General features: G+C 66.6%; 17 protein-coding genes. 7 read left to right on the top strand and 10 right to left on the bottom strand.

Features of this window, described 5'->3' with window-relative positions; all coding sequences use genetic code 11:
* Window positions 1-48: 48 nt before the first annotated feature.
* Both IEV67_RS17565 and IEV67_RS17560 read left to right on the top strand, forming a co-directional pair.
* Window positions 49-1035, top strand: a complete 987-nt coding sequence (locus tag IEV67_RS17565) for a carbohydrate ABC transporter permease (RefSeq protein ID WP_188438027.1) — start codon at window positions 49-51, stop codon at window positions 1033-1035.
* A complete protein-coding gene (locus IEV67_RS17560) occupies window positions 1035-1916 on the top strand; it encodes a carbohydrate ABC transporter permease (protein WP_188438026.1) in 882 nt (293 codons plus the stop codon). The genes IEV67_RS17565 and IEV67_RS17560 overlap by 1 nt, the downstream gene beginning before the upstream one ends.
* 1 nt (window position 1917) lies before the next feature.
* On the opposite strand, the gene IEV67_RS17555 is transcribed toward IEV67_RS17560, so the two are convergent.
* Window positions 1918-2925, bottom strand: coding sequence for a LacI family DNA-binding transcriptional regulator (locus IEV67_RS17555; RefSeq protein ID WP_188438025.1), 1008 nt, complete (start codon window positions 2923-2925; stop codon window positions 1918-1920).
* 102 nt (window positions 2926-3027) lie between these two features.
* Here IEV67_RS17555 and IEV67_RS17550 point away from each other — a divergent pair, with 102 nt between their 5' ends.
* Genes IEV67_RS17550 through rhaS form a run of 4 tightly spaced genes read left to right on the top strand, consistent with a single transcriptional unit; the run spans window position 3028 to window position 7774 of the window.
* Window positions 3028-4611: a sugar ABC transporter ATP-binding protein gene (locus tag IEV67_RS17550; RefSeq protein WP_188438024.1), complete on the top strand. Its 1584-nt coding sequence runs from the start codon at window positions 3028-3030 to the stop codon at window positions 4609-4611.
* Window positions 4612-4649: 38 nt separating this feature from the next.
* Window positions 4650-5630, top strand: a complete 981-nt coding sequence (locus IEV67_RS17545) for an ABC transporter permease (protein WP_188438094.1) — start codon at window positions 4650-4652, stop codon at window positions 5628-5630.
* A complete protein-coding gene (locus tag IEV67_RS17540) occupies window positions 5627-6676 on the top strand; it encodes an ABC transporter permease (RefSeq protein WP_188438023.1) in 1050 nt (349 codons plus the stop codon). Before IEV67_RS17545 ends, IEV67_RS17540 begins: the two co-directional genes overlap by 4 nt.
* A gap of 54 nt (window positions 6677-6730) precedes the next feature.
* Window positions 6731-7774 carry a rhamnose ABC transporter substrate-binding protein gene (gene rhaS, locus IEV67_RS17535; protein WP_188438022.1) on the top strand — a complete coding sequence of 348 codons (1044 nt, stop codon included), beginning with the start codon at window positions 6731-6733 and terminating at the stop codon, window positions 7772-7774.
* A 213-nt stretch (window positions 7775-7987) separates the two neighbouring features.
* Here the strand turns inward: rhaS and IEV67_RS17530 are convergent, their stop codons facing one another.
* The 4 genes from IEV67_RS17530 to IEV67_RS17515 form a co-directional block, all read right to left on the bottom strand.
* Window positions 7988-9340: a rhamnulokinase gene (locus tag IEV67_RS17530; protein ID WP_229703334.1), complete on the bottom strand. Its 1353-nt coding sequence runs from the start codon at window positions 9338-9340 to the stop codon at window positions 7988-7990.
* 164 nt (window positions 9341-9504) lie between these two features.
* Window positions 9505-11541 carry a bifunctional aldolase/short-chain dehydrogenase gene (locus IEV67_RS17525; protein WP_188438020.1) on the bottom strand — a complete coding sequence of 679 codons (2037 nt, stop codon included), beginning with the start codon at window positions 11539-11541 and terminating at the stop codon, window positions 9505-9507.
* 35 nt (window positions 11542-11576) lie between these two features.
* The gene (gene rhaI / locus IEV67_RS17520) at window positions 11577-12743 is read right to left on the bottom strand and encodes an L-rhamnose isomerase (RefSeq protein WP_188438019.1); all 1167 of its coding nucleotides are present in this window, start codon (window positions 12741-12743) and stop codon (window positions 11577-11579) included.
* The gene (locus IEV67_RS17515) at window positions 12740-13126 is read right to left on the bottom strand and encodes an L-rhamnose mutarotase (protein ID WP_188438018.1); all 387 of its coding nucleotides are present in this window, start codon (window positions 13124-13126) and stop codon (window positions 12740-12742) included. Before IEV67_RS17515 ends, rhaI begins: the two co-directional genes overlap by 4 nt.
* Before the next feature lie 175 nt (window positions 13127-13301).
* On the opposite strand from IEV67_RS17515, the gene IEV67_RS17510 reads away from it, so the two are divergent.
* Window positions 13302-14303: a LacI family DNA-binding transcriptional regulator gene (locus IEV67_RS17510; RefSeq protein ID WP_188438017.1), complete on the top strand. Its 1002-nt coding sequence runs from the start codon at window positions 13302-13304 to the stop codon at window positions 14301-14303.
* Window positions 14304-14353: 50 nt separating this feature from the next.
* Here IEV67_RS17510 and IEV67_RS17505 read toward each other — a convergent pair whose 3' ends face one another.
* Genes IEV67_RS17505 through IEV67_RS17485 form a run of 5 tightly spaced genes read right to left on the bottom strand, consistent with a single transcriptional unit; the run spans window position 14354 to window position 19786 of the window.
* Entirely contained in the window at window positions 14354-16093 is a 1740-nt protein-coding gene (locus tag IEV67_RS17505; protein WP_188438016.1) for a D-apionate lactonase family protein, read from the bottom strand.
* 13 nt (window positions 16094-16106) lie between these two features.
* Window positions 16107-16862, bottom strand: coding sequence for an SDR family NAD(P)-dependent oxidoreductase (locus IEV67_RS17500; RefSeq protein WP_188438015.1), 756 nt, complete (start codon window positions 16860-16862; stop codon window positions 16107-16109).
* A 1-nt stretch (window position 16863) separates the two neighbouring features.
* Entirely contained in the window at window positions 16864-17718 is an 855-nt protein-coding gene (locus IEV67_RS17495; RefSeq protein ID WP_188438014.1) for a phosphogluconate dehydrogenase C-terminal domain-containing protein, read from the bottom strand.
* Window positions 17715-18509, bottom strand: coding sequence for a sugar phosphate isomerase/epimerase family protein (locus tag IEV67_RS17490; protein ID WP_188438013.1), 795 nt, complete (start codon window positions 18507-18509; stop codon window positions 17715-17717). Before IEV67_RS17490 ends, IEV67_RS17495 begins: the two co-directional genes overlap by 4 nt.
* Window positions 18506-19786 (bottom strand): MFS transporter, encoded by a 1281-nt coding sequence (locus IEV67_RS17485; RefSeq protein ID WP_229703332.1) that lies wholly within the window; start codon window positions 19784-19786, stop codon window positions 18506-18508. The genes IEV67_RS17490 and IEV67_RS17485 overlap by 4 nt, the downstream gene beginning before the upstream one ends.
* Window positions 19787-19911: the final 125 nt, after the last annotated feature.

Raw genomic sequence — 19911 nt, 5'->3', positions numbered from 1 at the left:
CCGGGGGCGATGCATTCGCCCCCGGATCCTCATCCAAAGGAACATGCGATGACGCAGATCTCTCCCCTGACGGCACCTCCGGAGACGCCGGAAGCGGGGCCGACGATCGTCCGCGCCGCCGAACGCCGCCGACCAGGCGCGATTCGGCGGGTCAGGAACCGGTTCCGCGGCGGAGGGATCAGTACGTTCGTCTTCCTGCTGCCGTTGCTGTTCAGCTTCATCTTCTTCTCGTGGAAGCCGATCGTCGACTCGGCGATCATGGCGTTCCAGGAGACGAACCTGCTCAGCACTCCCGAGTTCGTCTGGTTCGACAACTTCAGTCGGGTGCTGCAGGATCCGCTGCTGGGCACAGCTGTCGTCAACACCCTGTACTTCGCCGTTCTGGCGCTGCTGCTCGGCTATCCCATCCCGCTCGTCGTCGCAGTCTTGATGAGCGAGGTCCGTAAGCGCCGAGGCCTCTACAGCGCCCTCGCCTATCTGCCGGTCGTCGTGCCGCCCGTCGTCTCGGCACTGCTGTGGAAGTTCTTCTACGACGCATCGCCCACCGGGGTGTTCAATACGATCCTCGGCTGGTTCGGAGGTGGGCCACTGCCATGGCTGCAGGATCAGGCGAGTGCGATGCCGTCGCTCGTGCTGTTCGCCACGTGGTCCGCCGCGGGAGGAACCATCATCATCTACCTCGCCGCGATCGTCGGCGTGGCCCCCGAGCTGTACGACGCGGCCGAAGTCGACGGCGCCGGCGTCTGGCGAAAGGTGTGGCATGTGACCATGCCGCAGCTGCGCGGCGTGCTGCTCGTGACCTTCATCCTGCAGATCATCGGGACAGCCCAGGTCTTTCTCGAACCATTCCTTTTCACCGGAGGCGGCCCCGCGAACTCGACGATCACCGTACTCCTGCTCATCTACAAGTACGCCTTCCAGAACAGCCTCGGCGGTGACTACGGCGCTGCGACAGCGCTGAGCCTCATGCTCGCGATCGTCCTGGCCGTATTCTCGATGATCTACTTCCGTCTCACCCGCAGTTGGAGCACCTAATGAGCGCCGACCGCGGCATCCTCTCGCCCGCCGACTGGCGACGCCCCCGCATCCGCATCGCAACCCGCGCGACCCACATCGTGCTGCTGGTGTCGCTGTTCGTCGTGGGGCTCGGACCGATCCTGTGGCTCGCGAAATCGGCGATCACGCCCACGCAGGACACCCTCCGCACACCTCTCGCGCTGTGGCCGAACGGCATGGACTGGGAGAACCTGATCACCGCATGGACCCGTGTGGAGATCGACAAGTTCTTCCTCAACACCGTGCTCATCGCGGCCGGTGTCTGGGCCGTGCAGGTGCTCGTCGCGACGACTGCCGGCTACGCGCTGAGTGTGCTGCGGCCCCGATACGGGAAGATCATCGTCGCTTTCGTGCTCGCCACGCTCTTCGTGCCCAGCATCGTGCTGCTCGTTCCGCTGTACCTCACGATCGTCGATCCTCCGCTGCTCGGGCAGTCCCTGATCAACACGTTCTGGGCGGTGTGGCTGCCGGCAGGGGCGAACGCCTTCAACGTGCTGCTCGTGATGCGGTTCTTCGACTCGCTGCCGCGAGAGGTGTTCGAGGCGGCCAGAGTCGACGGCGCAGGCAACTACCGGCTGTTCTGGTCTGTCGTGCTGCCGATGTCGAAGCCGATCATCGGCGTGGTGTCGGTGTTCGCGGTGATCGGTGCATGGAAGGACTTCCTCTGGCCGATGCTCGTTCTCCCTGACCCGGCGATCCAGCCGCTGTCCGTGCGGCTCCCGGCACTGCAGCAGTTCATCGAACTGGACGTCTTCCTCGCCGCTCTCGCGATCTCGACCATCATCCCGATCGCGCTCTTCCTCGTCTTCCAGCGCCTGTTCCTCAACGGCGTCGGGATGGGCGGAGCGGTCAAGGGGTGAGTCAGCCGGTCGTCGACCGACGGATCACGAGTTCGGGTGGGAAGACGGTCTGACGCGGGATGCTGTCTGGATCGGCCGCTTCCTCCAAGACGATCCGCAGGGCGGTGCGCCCGATCATCCGGCTGGGCTGGCGGATGGACGACAGCGGCACCGCCGCAGCGGCCGCGAACGGGATGTCGTCGAATCCGATGATCGCGATCTCGTCCGGCACCAGCATCCGACCTCCCGAGACGAGCGACTGCAGCAGCCCGAGCGCGAGCAGATCGTTCGAGGCAAACAGGGCGTCCGGCCACTCCCGACGCGGCCGCGCGAGGATGCGGGTGCCCGCCGCCGCGCCCTCCTCGACGGTCATCGCCGCCGTGGGGATGACTTCGAGATCTATGCGGGTGGAGGCGTTCTCAGCCGCCGCCCGCGCCCCGGCGAGCCGATCGGTGACCTGGCGCATCTCGAACGGGCCGCCGACGAAGGCGATCCGCCGTCGCCCGCTCTCGATCAGGTGCTCCACGGCGAGCCGCCCCCCGGCGACGCTGTCCACCGAGACCGACGAGAAGCCGCTGTCGGCGCTGAACCGATCGACGAGCACGGTGGCGATGCCGGAGGAGCGGAATCGTCGCAGCTGCGTCATCACGTCGCCGTAAGGGGCGATGAGGAGCCCCCGCACCTGCTGCTCCCGGAACAGGTCGAGGTAGACCTTCTCGCGTGACGGATCTTCATCGGTGTTGCCGTAGAGGATCGCGATGCCATGACGGGTCGCCTCGTCCTCCGCACCGCGGACGACGTCGTTGTAGAACGGATTCTGGCCGTCGAGCACGACGAATCCCACTGTCGTGCTGATGCCGGCGCGAAGCTTGCGGGCCGCGTCATTGCGCACGTACCCGAGTTCTTCGATCGCCGAACTGACGCGCTGCACGGAATCCGCCGACACCTCTTCTGGGCGATTGAGGACGTTCGAGACGGTGCCGACGGAGACTCCGGCGCGCTGCGCGACCTCGCGGATGCTCACCGGCACGACCTCACCTCTCCTCGTTGATCGGATCACGATTCGGTCACCGTGGTGTTGACCTCGTGGCGTTGTTTCATACACTAGCTTGAAACGTACCTGAATCGATTCATGTTAGATTCAGTCGCAGATCAGATCGATCCCCTCAACGGAGAGGACGCGCCAGTGGCCGTCGAAGTCGAGAACCGCAGTCCAGCGGATGCCGCGCTGGAACTGCATCGCGTCGTGAAGTCGTTCGGGCCGGTGGTGGCGCTGCGCTCCGGCAGCCTGACGCTGCGCTCGGGGTCGATCCACGCGCTCATCGGCGAGAACGGTGCCGGCAAATCCACGCTCGTGAAGATCATGGCCGGTCTGTACCGCCGCGACTCGGGCGAGTTCCGACTGCACGGCGACGACGTCGACTTCACCAGCACGGCGCAGTCCAAGGCGGCCGGCATCGCCGTGATCTATCAGGAGCCGACGCTGTTCCCCGATCTCTCGGTCACCGAGAACATCTTCATGGGGCGGCAGCCGACGAGCAGGATCGGACGAATCGACCGCAAGTCGATGCGTCAGGAGGTCGAGCAGATCTTCCGGCGGCTGGGCGTCTCGCTCGACCCCGACCGCATCACCGAAGGTCTGTCGATCGCAGACCAGCAGATCATCGAGATCGCCAAGGCGATCTCACTCGATGCCAGCGTGCTCATCATGGACGAGCCGACCGCCGCGCTGAGCGGGGTCGAAGTTGAACGGCTCTTCGCCGTCGCCCGCAGCCTTCGCGATGAAGGGCGAGCGGTGCTCTTCATCTCGCACCGCTTCGACGAGGTGTTCGCCCTCTGCGACACCGTCACCGTCATGCGCGACGGTGCGTACATCAGCACCACGCCGATAGCCGAGACCACCGTCGATGAACTCGTCCGCCAGATGGTCGGCCGAGACGTCACAGAACTCTTCCCCAAGCAGACCGTGCCGGTCGGCGGGCCGCTGCTCGAGGTGACGGGTCTCACGAGCCCAGGCATCTTCCACGACATCTCGTTCACAGTGCGAGCCGGCGAGATCGTCGCGCTCGCCGGACTCGTCGGTGCCGGGCGCAGCGAGGTCGCCCGTGCGGTGTTCGGCGTCGACGCATATCGCGAAGGCGAGGTGCGGATGCTGGGCGAGACCGTACCGCGACACAACCCGACCCACGCCATGCGTGCAGGCCTCGCCCTGGTACCTGAAGATCGACGCAAGCAGGGGCTCGTGATCGAGTCGGGTGTGGGAAGCAACATCACGATGGCGATCCGCAGCCGGCTCGCGAAGTTCGGTCTGCTGACCACCGGCATGGAGAATCGCGCTGCGAAGGAATGGGCCAGCCGCCTCGAGGTCAAGGCGCACGCTCTCGACACGGTCTCCTCCACGCTCTCCGGCGGCAACCAGCAGAAGGTCGTGCTCGCGAAGTGGCTGGCGACGAACCCGCGCGTGCTCATCATCGATGAACCGACGCGCGGCATCGACGTCGGCACGAAGGCTGAGGTGCACCGGCTGCTCTCCCAGCTCGCCGGCGAAGGCATGGGCATCCTCATGATCTCCTCGGAGCTCCCTGAGGTGCTGGGGATGGCCGACCGCGTGCTGGTCATGCGCGAGGGCCGCATCACCGCCGAGATCGACCGCGCAGAAGCGACAAGCGAGAACGTCATGTTCGCCGCCACACATGCAACGGAGCTCCACTCGTGACCACCACCTCGATCCAGCGCTCAGGACTGGGCAAGGCCATGGGCGGCGTCGGCCGGGCGCGGGAGTTCGGCATCCTGATCGCCCTTGCCCTCGTCGTCATCGCCGCGACCGCGAAGAACCCGAACTTCCTGTTCAGCGCCGACGGATGGCGCGACCTGCTGCTGACGCCCTCGATCCTCGTACTCGTCGCGGTCGGCCAGGCCATCGTCATCATCACCCGCAACGTCGACCTGTCTGTCGGCTCGGTCATGGGCTTGACCGCCTATCTCACCGGGCGGCTCTTCATCGACATCCCCGGCATCCCGATCGTCATCGTCGTCATCGCGGCCGTCGCCTTCGGCGCACTGCTCGGGCTCGTCAACGGCGCGCTGGTCGCCTTCGCGAAAGTACCTGCCATGGTGATCACCCTCGGCACGCTGTACGCCTATCGCGGCATCAACGTGCTGTGGGCAGGCAGCGACCGGGTCAATGCGTCCGACATGCCCAAGGACTTCCTCGGGCTCGGAACAGCTCAGCTCATCGGCATCCCCGTGCTGGCGATCGTCGCGCTGATCGTCCTCGCCATCGCCGCCTGGTACATGCGCAACACGCGATCCGGGCGTGAGTACTACGCGATCGGATCCGACCCCGCCGCGGCAGAGCTGTACGGGCTCAAGGTCACAAGGCGCCTGCTCACGGCGTTCGTGCTCTCCGGCGCGCTCGCCGGACTCGCGGGAGTCTTCTACGCCGCCCGATACGGATCCGTCAGTTCGCAGGCGGGCGCGGGCTGGGAACTGGATGCCGTCGGCGCCGCCGTGATCGGCGGCATCGCGATCACCGGAGGCGTCGGCTCGGTGTGGGGAGCCGCGATCGGAGCGATGCTGCTGATGACCATCAACCGGGCGCTTCCGATCCTCGGCATCCAGGACTTCTGGCAGCGGGCCGTCGTCGGCGCGCTCATCATCGGCGCCATCGTGCTCGACCGCGTGCTCGCGGTCAGACAGAAACGGCGACTCATCGAGGCGAGGGACGAATCATGACCGCCACCACGGCCACAGCCACGACCCGCGTCATCCGCGAGCACGACCGGCCGCTCTGGCACCGCGTACTGCTCACCAGGGAGATGGCGATCATCGCCCTGCTCATCCTCGTGATCGTCGTCGCGATGTCTACGGTGCGGGGGTTCGGGCAGCCGATCACCCTGAACTATCTGCTGCTCGACGTCGCACCGATCCTGCTCATCGCGCTGCCCATGGCGTTGATCATGGTCACGGGCGAGATCGACCTCTCCGTGGGCAGCATGGTCGGACTCGCCAGCGTCGTGACGGGTGTTCTCACGCAGGCCGGTGCGCCGTTCGAGGTCGCCGCCCTCGCTGCTCTCGCCGTGGGGGTGGTCGGTGGCGCCGTCAACGGCTTCCTGGTCACGGTGGTCGGACTGCCGTCTCTGGCCGTCACGATCGGAACGCTCGCGCTGTTCCGCGGTCTCGCCGTCGGACTGCTCGGCACCACCGCAGTCACCGATTTCCCCGAGATGTGGACGGCGCTCGCCAAGGCGAAGATCGCGGGTACGACGATCCCGTACATCACCGTGCCGTTCCTCATCCTGCTCGTGATCTTCGTGGTGCTGCTGCACTTCACTCCGTTCGGCCGCGGTATCTATGCGATCGGCCTGTCGAAGGATGCCGCGCGATTCTCCGGCGTGCACGTCGAACGCACGAAGTTCATCCTCTTCGTGCTCGCCGGCGTCGTCGCCGCATTCGCCGGAATCTTCTTCACGCTGCGCTTCGGCAGCGCCCGCGGCGACAACGCCACCGGGCTCGAACTCCAGGTCATCGCCGCGGTCGTCCTCGGCGGGGTGTCCGTGTTCGGAGGCCGAGGGCAGTTGCACGGGGTCGTGGCAGCGGTGCTCCTGATCGGCGTGCTCTCCAGCGCGCTGCGACTGGCGAACGTCACCTCGGATGTCATCAACATCATCACCGGCGGTCTTCTCGTCGCGTCCGTGGTCGCAGCCAGCCTGCTCGCCTGGGCGCAGCGACTGCGCGCCAGGATTCCCCCCTCACGTCTCACAGCCTCCTCTGCACCCTGAGGCGCCTCGTGCCACCGGCATCCGTCCGTGGCAGCACCCACGAAAGGAAGAACAATGAAGTTTTCACGCAAGCGCGTCACGGCTTTCGCGGCTGTCGCCGTGGCCGCGGCGCTGGTCCTGACCGGCTGCGCCGACACCGGCGCCGGCTCGGGGGGTGACGGCGGCGGATCCGAAGGCGGATCCGACAATCTCACCATCACGTTCCTGCCGAAGAACCTCGGCAACCCGTACTTCGACACCTCCAGCAAGGGCGGCAAGACGGCGGTCGAAGAGATCGGCGGTACGTTCGCCGAGGTGGGTCCGGCTGAGGCGACTCCCGATGCGCAGGTGAGCTACATCAACACGGCCACGCAGCAGGGCGTCGGTGCGCTGGTCGTCTCGGCGAACGACCCGAAGGCCATCTGCGATGCGCTGAACGAGGCGCGCGACGCCGGCGTCAAGGTCGTCACGTTCGACTCCGACACCAACCCCGACTGCCGCGACCTGTTCATCAACCAGGCCGATGCCGAGGGCATCGCGAAGGTGCAGGTCGACCTGATCGCCGAGCAGATCGGTGGCGCAGGTGAGATCGCGGTGCTGTCCGCTTCGGCGAACGCGACGAACCAGAACGCCTGGATCGACCTGATGACGGAGTACCTCGCGAGCGACTACCCCGATATCACGCTCGTCGAGACGGTCTACGGCGACGACGACGACCAGACCTCGTTCGACAAGACCGCGGCGCTGCTGCAGACTCACCCGAACCTGAAGGGCATCATCTCGCCCACGACGGTCGGCATCGCCGCCGCGGCGCGTTACCTCTCGACGTCGGACTACAAGGGCACCGTGGCGCTGACCGGCCTCGGCACCCCGAACCAGATGCGCGAATACGTCGAGGACGGCACCGTCACCGCGTTCGCGCTGTGGAACCCGGAGGAGCTCGGATACCTGTCGGCCTACGCGGCGGCGGCACTCATCCAGGGCGACATCACCGGCGCCGAGGGTGACACCTTCGAAGCCGGAGACCTCGGCGAGTACACGGTCGGCGCCGACGGCACCGTCCTGCTCGGCGACCCGTTCGAGTTCAACGCGGACAACATCGGCGACTTCGACTTCTGAGTCGCGATGCACGACGCCCCGGCTGCTCGCGCGGTCGGGGCGTCGTCGTGTGCGGGCGCCGCTGAACTGTTCGTACGGACGGCGCCCCGGGTTTCGGCCCGGGGTGCTCTCTTCGTGCACACATGGCGGCGGAGAAAACAGTTGTCAGTCGAGAATGCGGTTTCTCGACCGACAACTGTGATCTGGACCGACGAGTGTGTCGGCGGCGCCCGCTCAGCGCGGGTCGAAGCGCACGGGCTCGTGCGTACGGGCGACCAGCGCCCGCAGTTCCTCGAGCGTCGCCGGTGCGGCGCCGAGGGCGCGAGCCTGCACGAGTACGTTGCCGAGTGCAGTCGCCTCGACGGGCCCCGCCAGCACAGGAAGACCGGAACGGTCGGCGGTCGCTTGGCAGAGCAGCCGGTTGAGCGATCCACCGCCGACGAGGTGGATGCTGTCGAGCCGACGCCCTGACAAGTCAGCGGCCGTCTGGACCGCGGTCGCAAAGGCCGCAGCGATCGACTCGACGATCGTGCGGGCGAAGGCCGGACGGGCTCCGGGAACGACCGAGCCGTCGGCGCGCAACACCGCTGCGATGCGTGCGGGCATGTCACCGGGGGCGCTCAACGACGCATCGTTCGCGTCGAACAGCGCGATGTCGCCGGTCACCGCGGACGCGGCATCCAACAGTTCGGGCAGATCGATCGCCGTGTCGTCCTCCGCTTCCCACGTGCGCACGGTCTCGCTGAGCAGCCAGAGCCCCGTGACGTTGTGCAGGAAGCGGTAGCGCCCGTCGACTCCGAGTTCGTGGGTGAAGTTGGCTTCGCGCGCGGCATCCGTCAGCACCGGCTCGGTGAGCTCGACGCCGACGAGTCCCCAGGTGCCGCAGGAGATGTACGCCGAGTTCTGCGACGAGAGTGGAACGGCGACGACGGCGGATGCCGTGTCATGCGAGCCGACCGCGATGACGGGGAGGTCTTTCCCGATGCGTGCCGCGAGCTCGGGGCGCAGCATCCCGATCACCGATCCGGGGTCGACCAGGGCGGGGAGCGCCGTCGAGGGGATTTCGAGGCGATCTGCCAGTTCGGCATCCCACTCGCCCGACCGCACGCCCAGGAGTCCCGTGGTCGACGCGTTCGTGCGCTCGGCGACGCTGATACCCGTCAACAGGTACGCGATGAGATCAGGGATCAGTAGAGAGGTGTCCGCATCCGCGAGTCGCTCATCGACGCGGTACTGATACAGGGTGTTGAACGGCAGGAACTGCAGGCCGTTGCGTTGGTACAGCTCGGCGAACGGAGTGATCTCGTGCACCTTCGCGACGCCCCGTTCGGTGCGATCGTCGCGGTAGTGAAAGGGTTGCGCGAGCAGCTCGCCGTCACGCAGCAGCCCGTAGTCCACGGCCCAGGAGTCGATGCCGATGCTCTCGATCGCGGGTTCGCGGCGGACCGCTTCGGCTAGGCCGACGATGATGTGGCCATAGAGCGCGTCGAAATCCCAGTGCAGGCCGTCTTCGAGTTCGACGGGGCCATTCGGGAACCGGGTGACGAGCTCCAGGTCTAGGGTGTCAGGTCCGACGCGCCCGATCATGACGCGTCCCGACGTGGCGCCGAGGTCGACTGCGGCTACGGCGCGGGTCGGTTCGCCGTGCGAGGCGGTTTCGACTCGTCGCTGCGCTCCTCGCTCGACCCGTTTCGTCTCGCTGCGCTCGCTCAACGACCCGGGGGTACGCTCGCTCGGCGACCCGTCAGTTGTCATCGGAGGAAGGCGGCGGCGACGCCGGAGTCGACCGGGATGTGCAGGCCCGTCGTGCGGCTGAGCTCCGGGCCCGTGAGCACGAACACGGCATCCGCGACGTTCTCGGGCACGACCTCGCGCTTGAGGATCGTGCGGTTCGCGTAGAACTGGCCGAGATCCTTCTCCTCGACTCCGTACGTCGCGGCGCGGTTCGCGCCCCAGCCGGAGGCGAAGATGCCGGACCCGCGCACGACGCCGTCGGGGTTGATGCCGTTGACGCGGATGCCGAATTCGCCGAGTTCGACGGCGAGCAGACGCACCTGGTGGGCCTGATCGGCCTTGGTCGCCGAGTAGGCGATGTTGTTCGGGCCGGCGAAGACGGAGTTCTTCGACGAGATGTAGATGATGTCGCCGCCGAGCTTCTGATCGATGAGCACCTTCGCCGCGGCCTTCGAGACGAGGAACGAGCCCTTCGCCATGACATCGTGCTGCAGATCCCAGTCCTTCTCGGTGGTCTCCAGCAACGGCTTCGAGAGGGACAGTCCGGCGTTGTTGACGACGAGATCGACACCACCGAAGGCGAGGACGGCATCGTTCAGCGCGCCCTGCACGGCGTCAGCATCCGCGACGTTGGCGGCGACGCCGATCGCGACATCCGTGTTTCCGAGTTCGGCGGCCGCGGCCTGCGCCTTCTCGAGATCGAGGTCGGCGACGACGACGCACGCGCCCTCGGCGGCGAGGCGGACGGCGATGGCCTTGCCGATTCCGGATGCCGCGCCCGTGACGAATGCGATGCGACCCTGGTGCGACTTCGGCTTCGGCATCCGCTGCAGCTTGGCCTCTTCCAGCGCCCAGTACTCGATGTTGAACTTCTCGGCATCCGAGATGGGGGAGTAGGTCGAGAGCGACTCCGCGCCGCGCATCACGTTGATCGCGTTCACATAGAACTCGCCGGCGACGCGGGCGGTCTGCTTGTTCGCGCCGTACGAGAACATGCCGATGCCGGGGACCAGAACGATGAGTGGATCTGCGCCGCGGATCGCCGGGCTCTCGTCCGTCGCGTGCGCGTCGTAGTAGGCCTGGTAGTCGGCGCGGTACTCGGTGTGCAGTTCGTGAAGGCGCGCGATCTGCTCTTCGACGGACGCCGTCGTCGGCAGATCGAGGATGAGCGGCTTGACCTTGGTGCGCAGGAAGTGGTCGGGGCAGCTGGTTCCGAGGGCCGCGAGCTCTGGTGCGCGCTCGGATGCCAGGAAGTCGAGCACCACGTCGGAGTCGGTGAAGTGACCGACCATCGGCTTGTCCGTCGATGCGATGCCGCGGACCGTGCCGGCGATGGCAGCGGCGCGCTCACGACGCTCGGCCTCAGGCAGTGCCTTGTATCCGGCCCGTACGCTGCCGAACGGGTCGGCCTTGCCGTTCGCCTCGATGTAGGCGGCGGCGGTGTCGATGATCCACAGCGAGTTGGCCTCTGCCTCCTCGGACGTTTCGCCCCATGCGGTGATGCCGTGCCCGCCGAGGATGCAGCCGATCGCGGCCGGGTTCTGCTTCTTGATCTCTGCGATGTCGAGTCCGAGCTGGAAACCGGGACGGCGCCACGGCACCCAGACGACCTTCTCGCCGAAGATCTTCGTGGTCAGCGCCTCGCCGTCGGCGGCTGTCGCGATCGCGATGCCGGAGTCGGGATGCAGGTGGTCGACGTGTGCAGCATCCACCAGGCCGTGCATGGCGGTGTCGATCGAAGGTGCAGCGCCGCCCTTGCCGTGCAGGCAGTAGTCGAACGCGGCGACCATCTCATCTTCGCGGTCGACGCCGGGGTAGACGTCGACGAGCGCACGGAAGCGGTCGAGGCGCAGCACCGCGAGGCCCTGCTCCTTTAGCGTTCCGAGGTCTCCACCGGAGCCCTTGACCCACAGCAGCTCGACGGGCTGACCAGTGACCGGGTCGGTCTCGGTGCCCTTGGCCGACGTGTTGCCGCCGGCGTAGTTCGTGTTCTTCGGGTCTGCGCCGAGGCGGTTCGACCGCGCGATGAGGGCGGCGGCAGTGGGGTTCGTCATGTCATAGTCCTTGTGTCGAAGTTTGAGGGCGGCGCTTACGCGCCCCAACCGGACTGGACGCCGCCGACGCGGTCGGCCGCGATCTTCTGCTGGTAACCGGATGCCGCGTACGCAGTCATCGGGTCGCCGGCGAGGCCGCGCGTCTCGCGCCATTCGGCAAGGGCCGGGCGCACGTCGGTGTAGAACGCGTCCATGAACACGGCATTGGCCGCGAGAACGTCGCCCGACTTCTGGGCGGCGGTCAGAGCATCCTTGTCGACGAGCAGCGCACGCGCCGTCATCTCCTGCACGTTCAGCACCGAGCGGATCTGGCCCAGGATCTTGTCCTCGACGTTGTGGCACTGGTCGAGCATGAACGCCACGTCGGGGTTGTTGAGGCCGCCGCCACGGATGACCTCGAACAGGATGCGGAACAGCTGGAACGGGTCTGCCGCACCCACGATGAGGTCGTCGTCGGCGTAGAAGCGCGAGTTGAAGTCGAAGGAGCCCAGCTTGCCGAGACGCAGCAGCTGCATGACGATGAACTCGATGTTCGTGCCCGGCGCATGGTGGCCCGTGTCGAGGCACACCATGGCCTTGTCGCCGAGCGAAGCGACCTGCGCGTACGAAGTCCCCCAGTCCGGAACGTCGGTGTGGTAGAACGCCGGCTCGAAGAACTTGTACTCCAGCACGAGGCGCTGGTCGTCGCCCAGGCGCGCGTAGATCTTCTGCAGGGATTCGTTGAGGCGGTCCTGGCGGCCGCGCAGGTCGGCCTGGCCCGGGTAGTTCGAGCCCTCGGCGAGCCAGATCTTCAGGTCGCGCGATCCGGTCGCATCCATCACGTCGATGCAGGCGAGGTGATGATCGATCGCCTTGTTGCGGACCGCCGCGTCCTCGTGCGTGAGAGCGCCGAACTTGTAATCGTCGTCCTGGAACGTGTTGGAGTTCACAGTGCCGAGTGAGACGCCGAGGTCTTCCGCGTGCTTGCGCAGGTCATCATAGGAGTCGACGAGGTCCCATGGGATGTGCAGCGCGACGCTCGGAGCGAGGGCGGTGTACTTGTTGACCTGCGCGGCATCAGCGATCTTCTCCCACGGGTCGCGGGGCGTGCCGGGGGTGCCGAACACCTTGAAGCGGGTGCCGGAGTTGCCGAACGCCCACGAGGGCAGTTCGATCGACTGCTTCTCGAGCTCGGTGAGAATGGCGGGGTTGAGAATGCTCATGACTGTTCGCTTTCTGCGGAGGTGTCGGATGCTGAGGCGGAGAGCTGCTCCGCGAGATTGAAGACTTCGGTGAGTGGGGATGCGGCCTGGTCGGGTCGGCCGTCGAGATCGACGAAGAATCGTGCCATCTCCGCTTCCCAGCGGGTGGCGACGGCCGACTCGGCGAGGTACGCCCGAGCGGACGCGTCGTCGTCGGTTTCGTAGTAGCCGATCAGGGTGCCGCCCTCGCCGAGGAACAGCGAGTAGTTGCGGCGACCGGCTGCGGCGATCTCGGCGAGCATCTCCGGCCGGACAGGCGAGTGGCGGCGAAGGTACTCGTCCAGCAGCTCTGGGCGTACCTGCAGCTGGAAGCAGACGCGGGTTGCGGCTGTCATCGGTGGCATGCTCCTCGGTGAGTATTGGGGTCGTGAATCGTTTCAATGATAGGTCGGTCGACGGCTGCCCGCAACATCGATCAGGATCCGCGTCGTGCTGGACGCGTTCGTCGTTCCGCGTCGGCCCGGAACGCGGCCGGTGATGCCGTACACTCGCGACCAGCGTGAAGGATGAGGAGCAGTAGTGGCAGTGAGTGTGCGAGATGTCGCGGTCGCGGCATCCGTCTCTGTCGGAACGGTCTCGAACGTTCTCAACCGGCCGGACAAGGTCGCAGCCGAGACGGTCGCGCGCGTGCTCGCCGCGATCGAGGAGCTCGGCTTCGTGCGCAACGACGCGGCACGTCAGCTGCGCGCCGGCCGCAGCCGCAGCATCGGGCTCGTCGTGCTCGACGCCGGCAACCCGTTCTTCGCCGATGTCGCCCGCGGCGCGGAGACGCGCGCGCAGGAAGACGGCCTCTCGGTGCTGCTCGGCAACAGCGACGACGATGCCTCGCGGGAAGCCGGCTATCTCGATCTGTTCCGAGAGCAGCGCGTCAACGGGGTGCTGATCACGCCGGCATCCGGAACCGCCGACAAGCTGGCCAGAATGCAGGATGCCGGCACACCGGTGGTCCTGGTCGACCACGAGATCCCCGGCAGCAGGTTCTGCTCGGTGTCGGTCGACGACGTCGAGGGAGGCTACCTCGCGGTGCGGCATCTGCTGGAAATCGGTCGTCGACGCATCGCGTTCATCGGCGGCCCGGCGTCGATCGCGCAGGTCGCCAATCGTCTGCGCGGCGCGCGGCGCGCGGTCGATGAGGCGCCGGATGCCTCGCTCGAGGTGATCGAGATGCCTGCGCTCACCGTGTTGAACGGGAGAGCGGCAGGGGAGGCTCTCGTCGAGCGTGCGGTCCGGCCTGACGCGATCTTCGCCGCGAACGATCTTCTCGCCGTGGGGCTGCTGCAGGCGTTCTCGATGTTCAACACTCTCAGGGTGCCCGAAGACATCGCCCTGATCGGGTACGACGACATCGACTTCGCCTCGGCTACGGTGGTGCCGCTCAGCTCGATCCGCCAGCCGGCGCAGCTGATCGGTCACACCGCTGTCGAACTGCTGCTGCGGTCGATCAGCGAGCCCGACGGAGACTACGAGCGCAACGTGCGGTTCCGGCCCGAGCTGGTGGTGAGGCAGTCGACGTCTGGGTGAATGGTCGGCGGTCGACGATGCAACACATTCGAGCCTGCCGCGGATTGGCGTTAGTCGGATCTGCCGGAGGTCGTGAGGCGCATCCATGAGCCGGCGGGAAGCGAGCCCGACAGTGCCGGTCGGCCGGGTACTGCGACCCTGTACGCTCTCGACTCCCGGTCGAGATTCGACACGAGCACGATGTCCTCATCAGCCGCCCTTGCCCCGATCGCCCAGAGAAGTCCATCAGGACTCGAACCCGACAAGAGTGTTCGTCCAGCCAACGATGTGAGCACTGCGATCGCCTCGGCTGCGGGATGAGGTTCGCGGCCGAGATCGCTCAGTCCGCGCGGTCCCCAGGTCTCGAACCACGAGATGCTGGCGACACCGGGAATGGCGAGTGCTGCTGCACTCGCTATGGTCCACGCCGCGAGTTCCGGCGAACTCTGCCGATCATCGTCCGCGCCGGTGAACTGCGCTCCGTATCCCCCACTGAGGTCGGTCCGGGTCGGAGCGGTCCCGGGAGAGGTGGCCACATTGTTGAACCGGGGGCGCAACGTGACGGGCCCGATGTGCACGGGTCGGTGATCGGCCATCCCGACTGCCTGGGTGGCGATGAGGCGCTGCATCGGCAGAGCTTCGACGAGCTGTTCGGTGTCGAGCGAGTGGAACAGGGGCGTCGTCGTGAATGCGATGCCGTCGACCTCGTTCGGGATGCGCGCCTTCTCGCGATTGAGCTCGGTGAAGTGCGATCGCGCACCTGCTCTGAGTTCGGTGCGGATGCAGGCTTCGTCGAGCGCTGTGCGGGTGCGGGCCACGATCGGTCCATCACTCACGTGCAGCACGCTGTCGAACGGTGTGACCGCGATGATCGGTAGGCGCGCGAATGCGCTCGCCGCGTCCGCGAGGGGCTGCGGGTCTTCAGCAGCGACGAGGCGGACGTCCAGCGGCAACCCATCCGCGGCCGCTCTGTGCAGCGCCGCGGACCACGTGGGTGTGGTCAGGTCCAGTTCGACGACGCGGAAGCTTCCGTCCGCGCACGGCGGCACCGGATCCGGCGCGGTCGAGGCTTCGACGCCGGTGGCAGGGAACACGCCGCCTTCGACGAGGACGATCTCGTCCGGCACGGGGCCATCGGTGGACCGCGACAGAACTGCGTTCACGGTGATCGCCTGGCGCACGCGTTCACCGGCTGCCACAGAGTATGGGTAGGGGAGACTCAGCGGACGGCTGTATGTCTTGAACGAGGCGTCCGACCAGTTGCGCTGATCCTCCATCTCGAAGACATCGCCATCGAAACGCAGCGTGGTCACGCCATCCGCACCTGCTCTGGGGTGAAGCTCCAATGCGCGGATGTCGACTATCGGCTGGTGCGGGCTGATGCGTGTGGGAAAGGATGTCTGTTCCGAGGCTTCGTCAGAGTGCACGACGGTGACACCGCGGCCGGAATCTGACGCCGGATGCAGCACCACGAGACCAATGCGGCACGTCGAGAATTCGCGGAGGTTCTCGGCATCCCACCCGACCAGGAGATCGTCTCCGCTCGCGTGTACCGTGAGCGTCGACAGCACTTCGGCGCCGAGACCTTCGTGGCGCAGAGCGAGTCGGAGTGACGTCGCATCCGAGTCCATCGCGGTGACAATGGCTGGCACGGTGTTCCAGCTGCGATCTCGGACGACTGCACGCACCGCGCGCAGGATCACATCGCCACCGCGGCGGATGTCCGCCAGCTCATCACCGCGCAGCTCCAATGACCATCCGTCGGCCTGCCACGTGGCAGCCTCGCTTCGCCACCAGGATGTTGTCGTCACGCGTCGACCGTGCTCACAGCGTCGTCATACCCCCGTCGACCGCGAACAGCGCACCGGTGGCGAACTCGCCGTCGCTGCTCGCGAGGAACACCATGATCCCTTCGACATCGGCGGGACTGCCGGCGCGGCCGAGCGGGATGCGGCCGATGATCGCCGCGCGCGACTCAGGGTCGTCGGAGATCGTGGAGACGAGTCCGGTCTCGGTGTAAGCCGGCACGACGGTGTTCACCCGGATGCCGTCACTGGCGTACGCCGCGGCGACGGTGCGCGTCAGGCCATGGATGCCGGCCTTCGAAGCGGAGTAGGCGGTGAAGTCCTGGCCTTCGCCGTTCAGGCCGGTCGGGCTCCCAGTGAGGATGATCGACCCGCCGCCCGAGGCGAGCATCGCCCGCACGGAGTGCTTGACCGTGAGGAAGGTGCCGGTCAGGTTCACGTCGATCGTGCGGCGCCACACGTCGAGATCGAGATCAGCGGCCTTGGCATCCTGCCCGAACAGCTGTACACCGGCGTTCGCCACCACCACGTCTGGACTCCAGCCGGCGGCGACGAGGTCAGCGAAGGCAGCCTCGACGGATGCCTCGTCGGCAATGTCGACGACGGCCGCACGAGCAGCATCGCCGATGTCGGCGGCGACGGATGCCGCGGCATCCGCATCTCTGTCAGCGATGATCACTCGGGCGCCCTCGCGAGCGAACCGCTCCGCGACCGCGCGTCCGATGCCGGATCCGGCGCCCGTGACGAGCGCCGTCTTGCCAGTCAGCCGGGTCATCTCAGCGCTCGATCTCGTCGAGGTGCAGCATGCGGGCGAGGTTCTTGTCGAGCTCGTCGTCGCGGAAGATCTTCTTCCAGTCGTCCTTGATGATGCTCTCCCTGCCGTAGTCCATCGCGATCAGGCACGCGTCGCTGAACGGGTTGTCGCCGCGCAGCCCGTTGGCCAGTGCCACCTGCGTGTGACCGTACAGGATGCTGCGCGCAGCCGCCTCCGGGACGCCCATCGTGTTCACGGTCTCCTGCAGAGCCTCGTTCAGAAGAGAGCCGATCATGCACGCGACCGTCTCGACAAGCGTCGGCTCGAGCTGGGCGAGCTGCTTGATCGTGACCCAGTGCACGTCGATGACGGGCGCGTAGATCGCGCGGACAGTGGCCTCGACGATGGCCTTCTTGGCGTCGTCTTCGCTTTCGATCGCCGCGATGGCATCCTGCGGGGCGGCGATGCCGCCGAAGGTGTCCGCCCACTGCTCCGGTGTCTCGCGCTGCAGGAAGATCGACGGATGGCACGGGTGCGCCACGGCCTGGATGACATCCTCGCGGGTGGTGAGGAGTCCGGCGTAGGCGGCAGCGGGGTCGAGAGTCAGCACGATCGCGCCGGAGCGCAGCTGGGGGACGAGGTCTGCTGTGACCTGTCCGAGGGCGAGGTCGGGAACGGCGAGCACGACGATGTCTGCATCGGCGACCGCGGCGGAGGCGTCGGTAAGCTCGCGGCCCGCCTCGATCGTGCGCTGCTGGCCGGCGGGGGAGTTCTCGATGTACCAGACGGTGTGCCCCGTCTTCATCAGGTTGTCGGACACTCGCATGCCCATCTTTCCACCGGCGCCGATGACGGCGATCTTGTAGCTGCTGCTCATTGTGTGCTCCTCAGGTGTTCCAGGGTGGCGCGGGTCCATTCCCGCTCGGTTCGGATGGTGGTCTCGGCGTCGTCCTGCCAGGGCAGCCAGTGCTCGACGATCTCGTTTATGCCGCGCTCGCGCGGCTGCACGGTCTCCAGAAGATGGGCGTAATCGTGCAGGCCCGACCCCATCGAGGCACCGCTGTAGGTGAACCCGACCCAGCCCGGCTGGCGGGCGAAGGCGAAGTCCTTCACGTGCACGTTCTTGGTGAGCGCGGCCGTCTGCTCGACGCAAATGCGCGGGGACTCGAGGCGAGCGACCACGTTGGCGGGGTCCAGGCAGACGCCGAGGTGTTCACTGCCCACGCGCTCGATCACGGCGAGCAGGTCGGTGGTGGCGAGCTGCTCGTAGGTCTCGAGCGCGAGGGTGACGCCGGCGGCCTCGTAAGTGGGAAGTGTGTGCCGCAACCAGGTCTCGGCCTCGGCGAGTGAGGGGCGTGAGTCAGGGCCATAGAGCATGCTGCGCACCAGGTGCGCATCGAAGATCTTGGCCAGCTCGAGGAAGCGGGTCAGGTGCTCGGGAACGATGCCTTTGGTGCCGAGTTCGATCGTGAGACCGAGGTCGCGAGCTGCTCCCGCCGCATCGCGCAGTTCGGAGTCACTCATCTGCTCCAACGGTGCGTAGTCGCAGATCTGGAAGAGGTCGACGCCCTGGGCGCGGGTGTCCTCGAAGGCGTCGATCAGGCTCAGCGGCTCCGGTACGCGGTCGGAGTGCTGCCAGAAGTAGGCGTAGGTGCCGAGACCGATCATCCTTCGCCTGCCACCGACTCGGCGCGCTCGACGGTTACGGCATCCGGCGTCTTGCGATTCTGCCGTGCGAGGACGACCATCAGCACCGCCGACAGCAGCATGAAGCCGCCGACGATGAACATCGGCACCTCGTAACCACCGGTCCAGTCGTGCACAGCTCCGGTGATGTACGGCGCGCTGAAGCCGGCGAGGTTGCCGATCGTGTTGATCAGGGCGACGCCCGCTGCTGCGGCGACACCGGTGAGGAACTGCGTCGGCAGGGTCCAGAAGTTCGGCAGCGCCGCGAAGATCGCGCACGCCGTGACTGTGATGACGATCATCGTCGCCACCGGTGATCCCATGAACAGCGCCAGCGGGATGGAGACCGCACCCGCGAGCGCGGGGACGGCGATGTGCCATGTCTTGAGCCCGCGCTTGCCGGCATCGCGTGACCAGAAGTACATCACGATGGCTGCGGGAAGATACGGGATCGCGGTGATGAGCCCCTTCTGGAACACGTCGTATGCTCCGCCGGCCTCCGTCTGGAACCCCTCGATGATCGTGGGGAGGAAGAACGCCAGCGCGTAGAGACCGTAGATGAAGCCGAAGTAGATGAACGACAGCATCCAGACGCGTCCGCTCGAGAAGGCGAATCGTGCGGAGACGTGCTTCTCGGAGGACTCGGTCGTCTTGCGTTCCGCTTCCAGTGCGCCCGTGAGCCAGGTCTGCTCTTCGGGAGTGAGCCACTTCGCATCGGCAGGCTTGTCCTTCAGATAGAACCAGGCGATGACGCCGACGACGATCGCCGGGATCGCCACGCCCATGAACATGAAGCGCCAGCCTTCGAGGCCGAAGAAGACGCCGTGCTGCTGGATGAGAGCCCCGGCGAGCGGCGCGCCGATGACCGTGGTCAGGGGCTGCGCCAGGTAGAAGAGCATCAGGATGCGGCCGCGGTAGCGAGCGGGGACCCAGAGGCTGAGGAACAGGATGGCCCCAGGGAAGAAGCCTGCTTCGGCGACCCCGAGCAGGAAGCGCAGGACGACGAGCTGTTCGAAGTTCTGGACCCAGGTGAACAGCAGCGCGACGATGCCCCAGCTGACCATGATCCGGGCCAGCCAGCGGCGGGCACCGAACCTGTGCAGGGCGAGGTTCGACGGTACCTCGAGAAGGATGTAGCCGATGAAGAAGACGCCGGACGCGAAACCGAACTGTGCGGCGCTCAGGGCGAGGTCGTCGTTCATGCCATTGGGGGAGGCGAAGCCGATGGCGGTGCGATCGAGGTAGTTGATGAAGAACATCAGGGCGACGAACGGCACGAGGCGGATGGCGACCTTGCGGATCGCAGATTTCGCGACCGGGCTCTCGGTCTGAGGGTTGTCCACAGTGACTCCTGAATCGACGATGATCACGGGCGATGCTTCGA

Source organism: Microbacterium murale (assembly GCF_014635185.1).
GTDB classification, from domain to species: domain Bacteria; phylum Actinomycetota; class Actinomycetes; order Actinomycetales; family Microbacteriaceae; genus Microbacterium; species Microbacterium murale.
The sequence above is the reverse complement of the archived record's forward strand: the minus strand, read 5'-3'. Positions and strand labels throughout refer to the sequence as shown.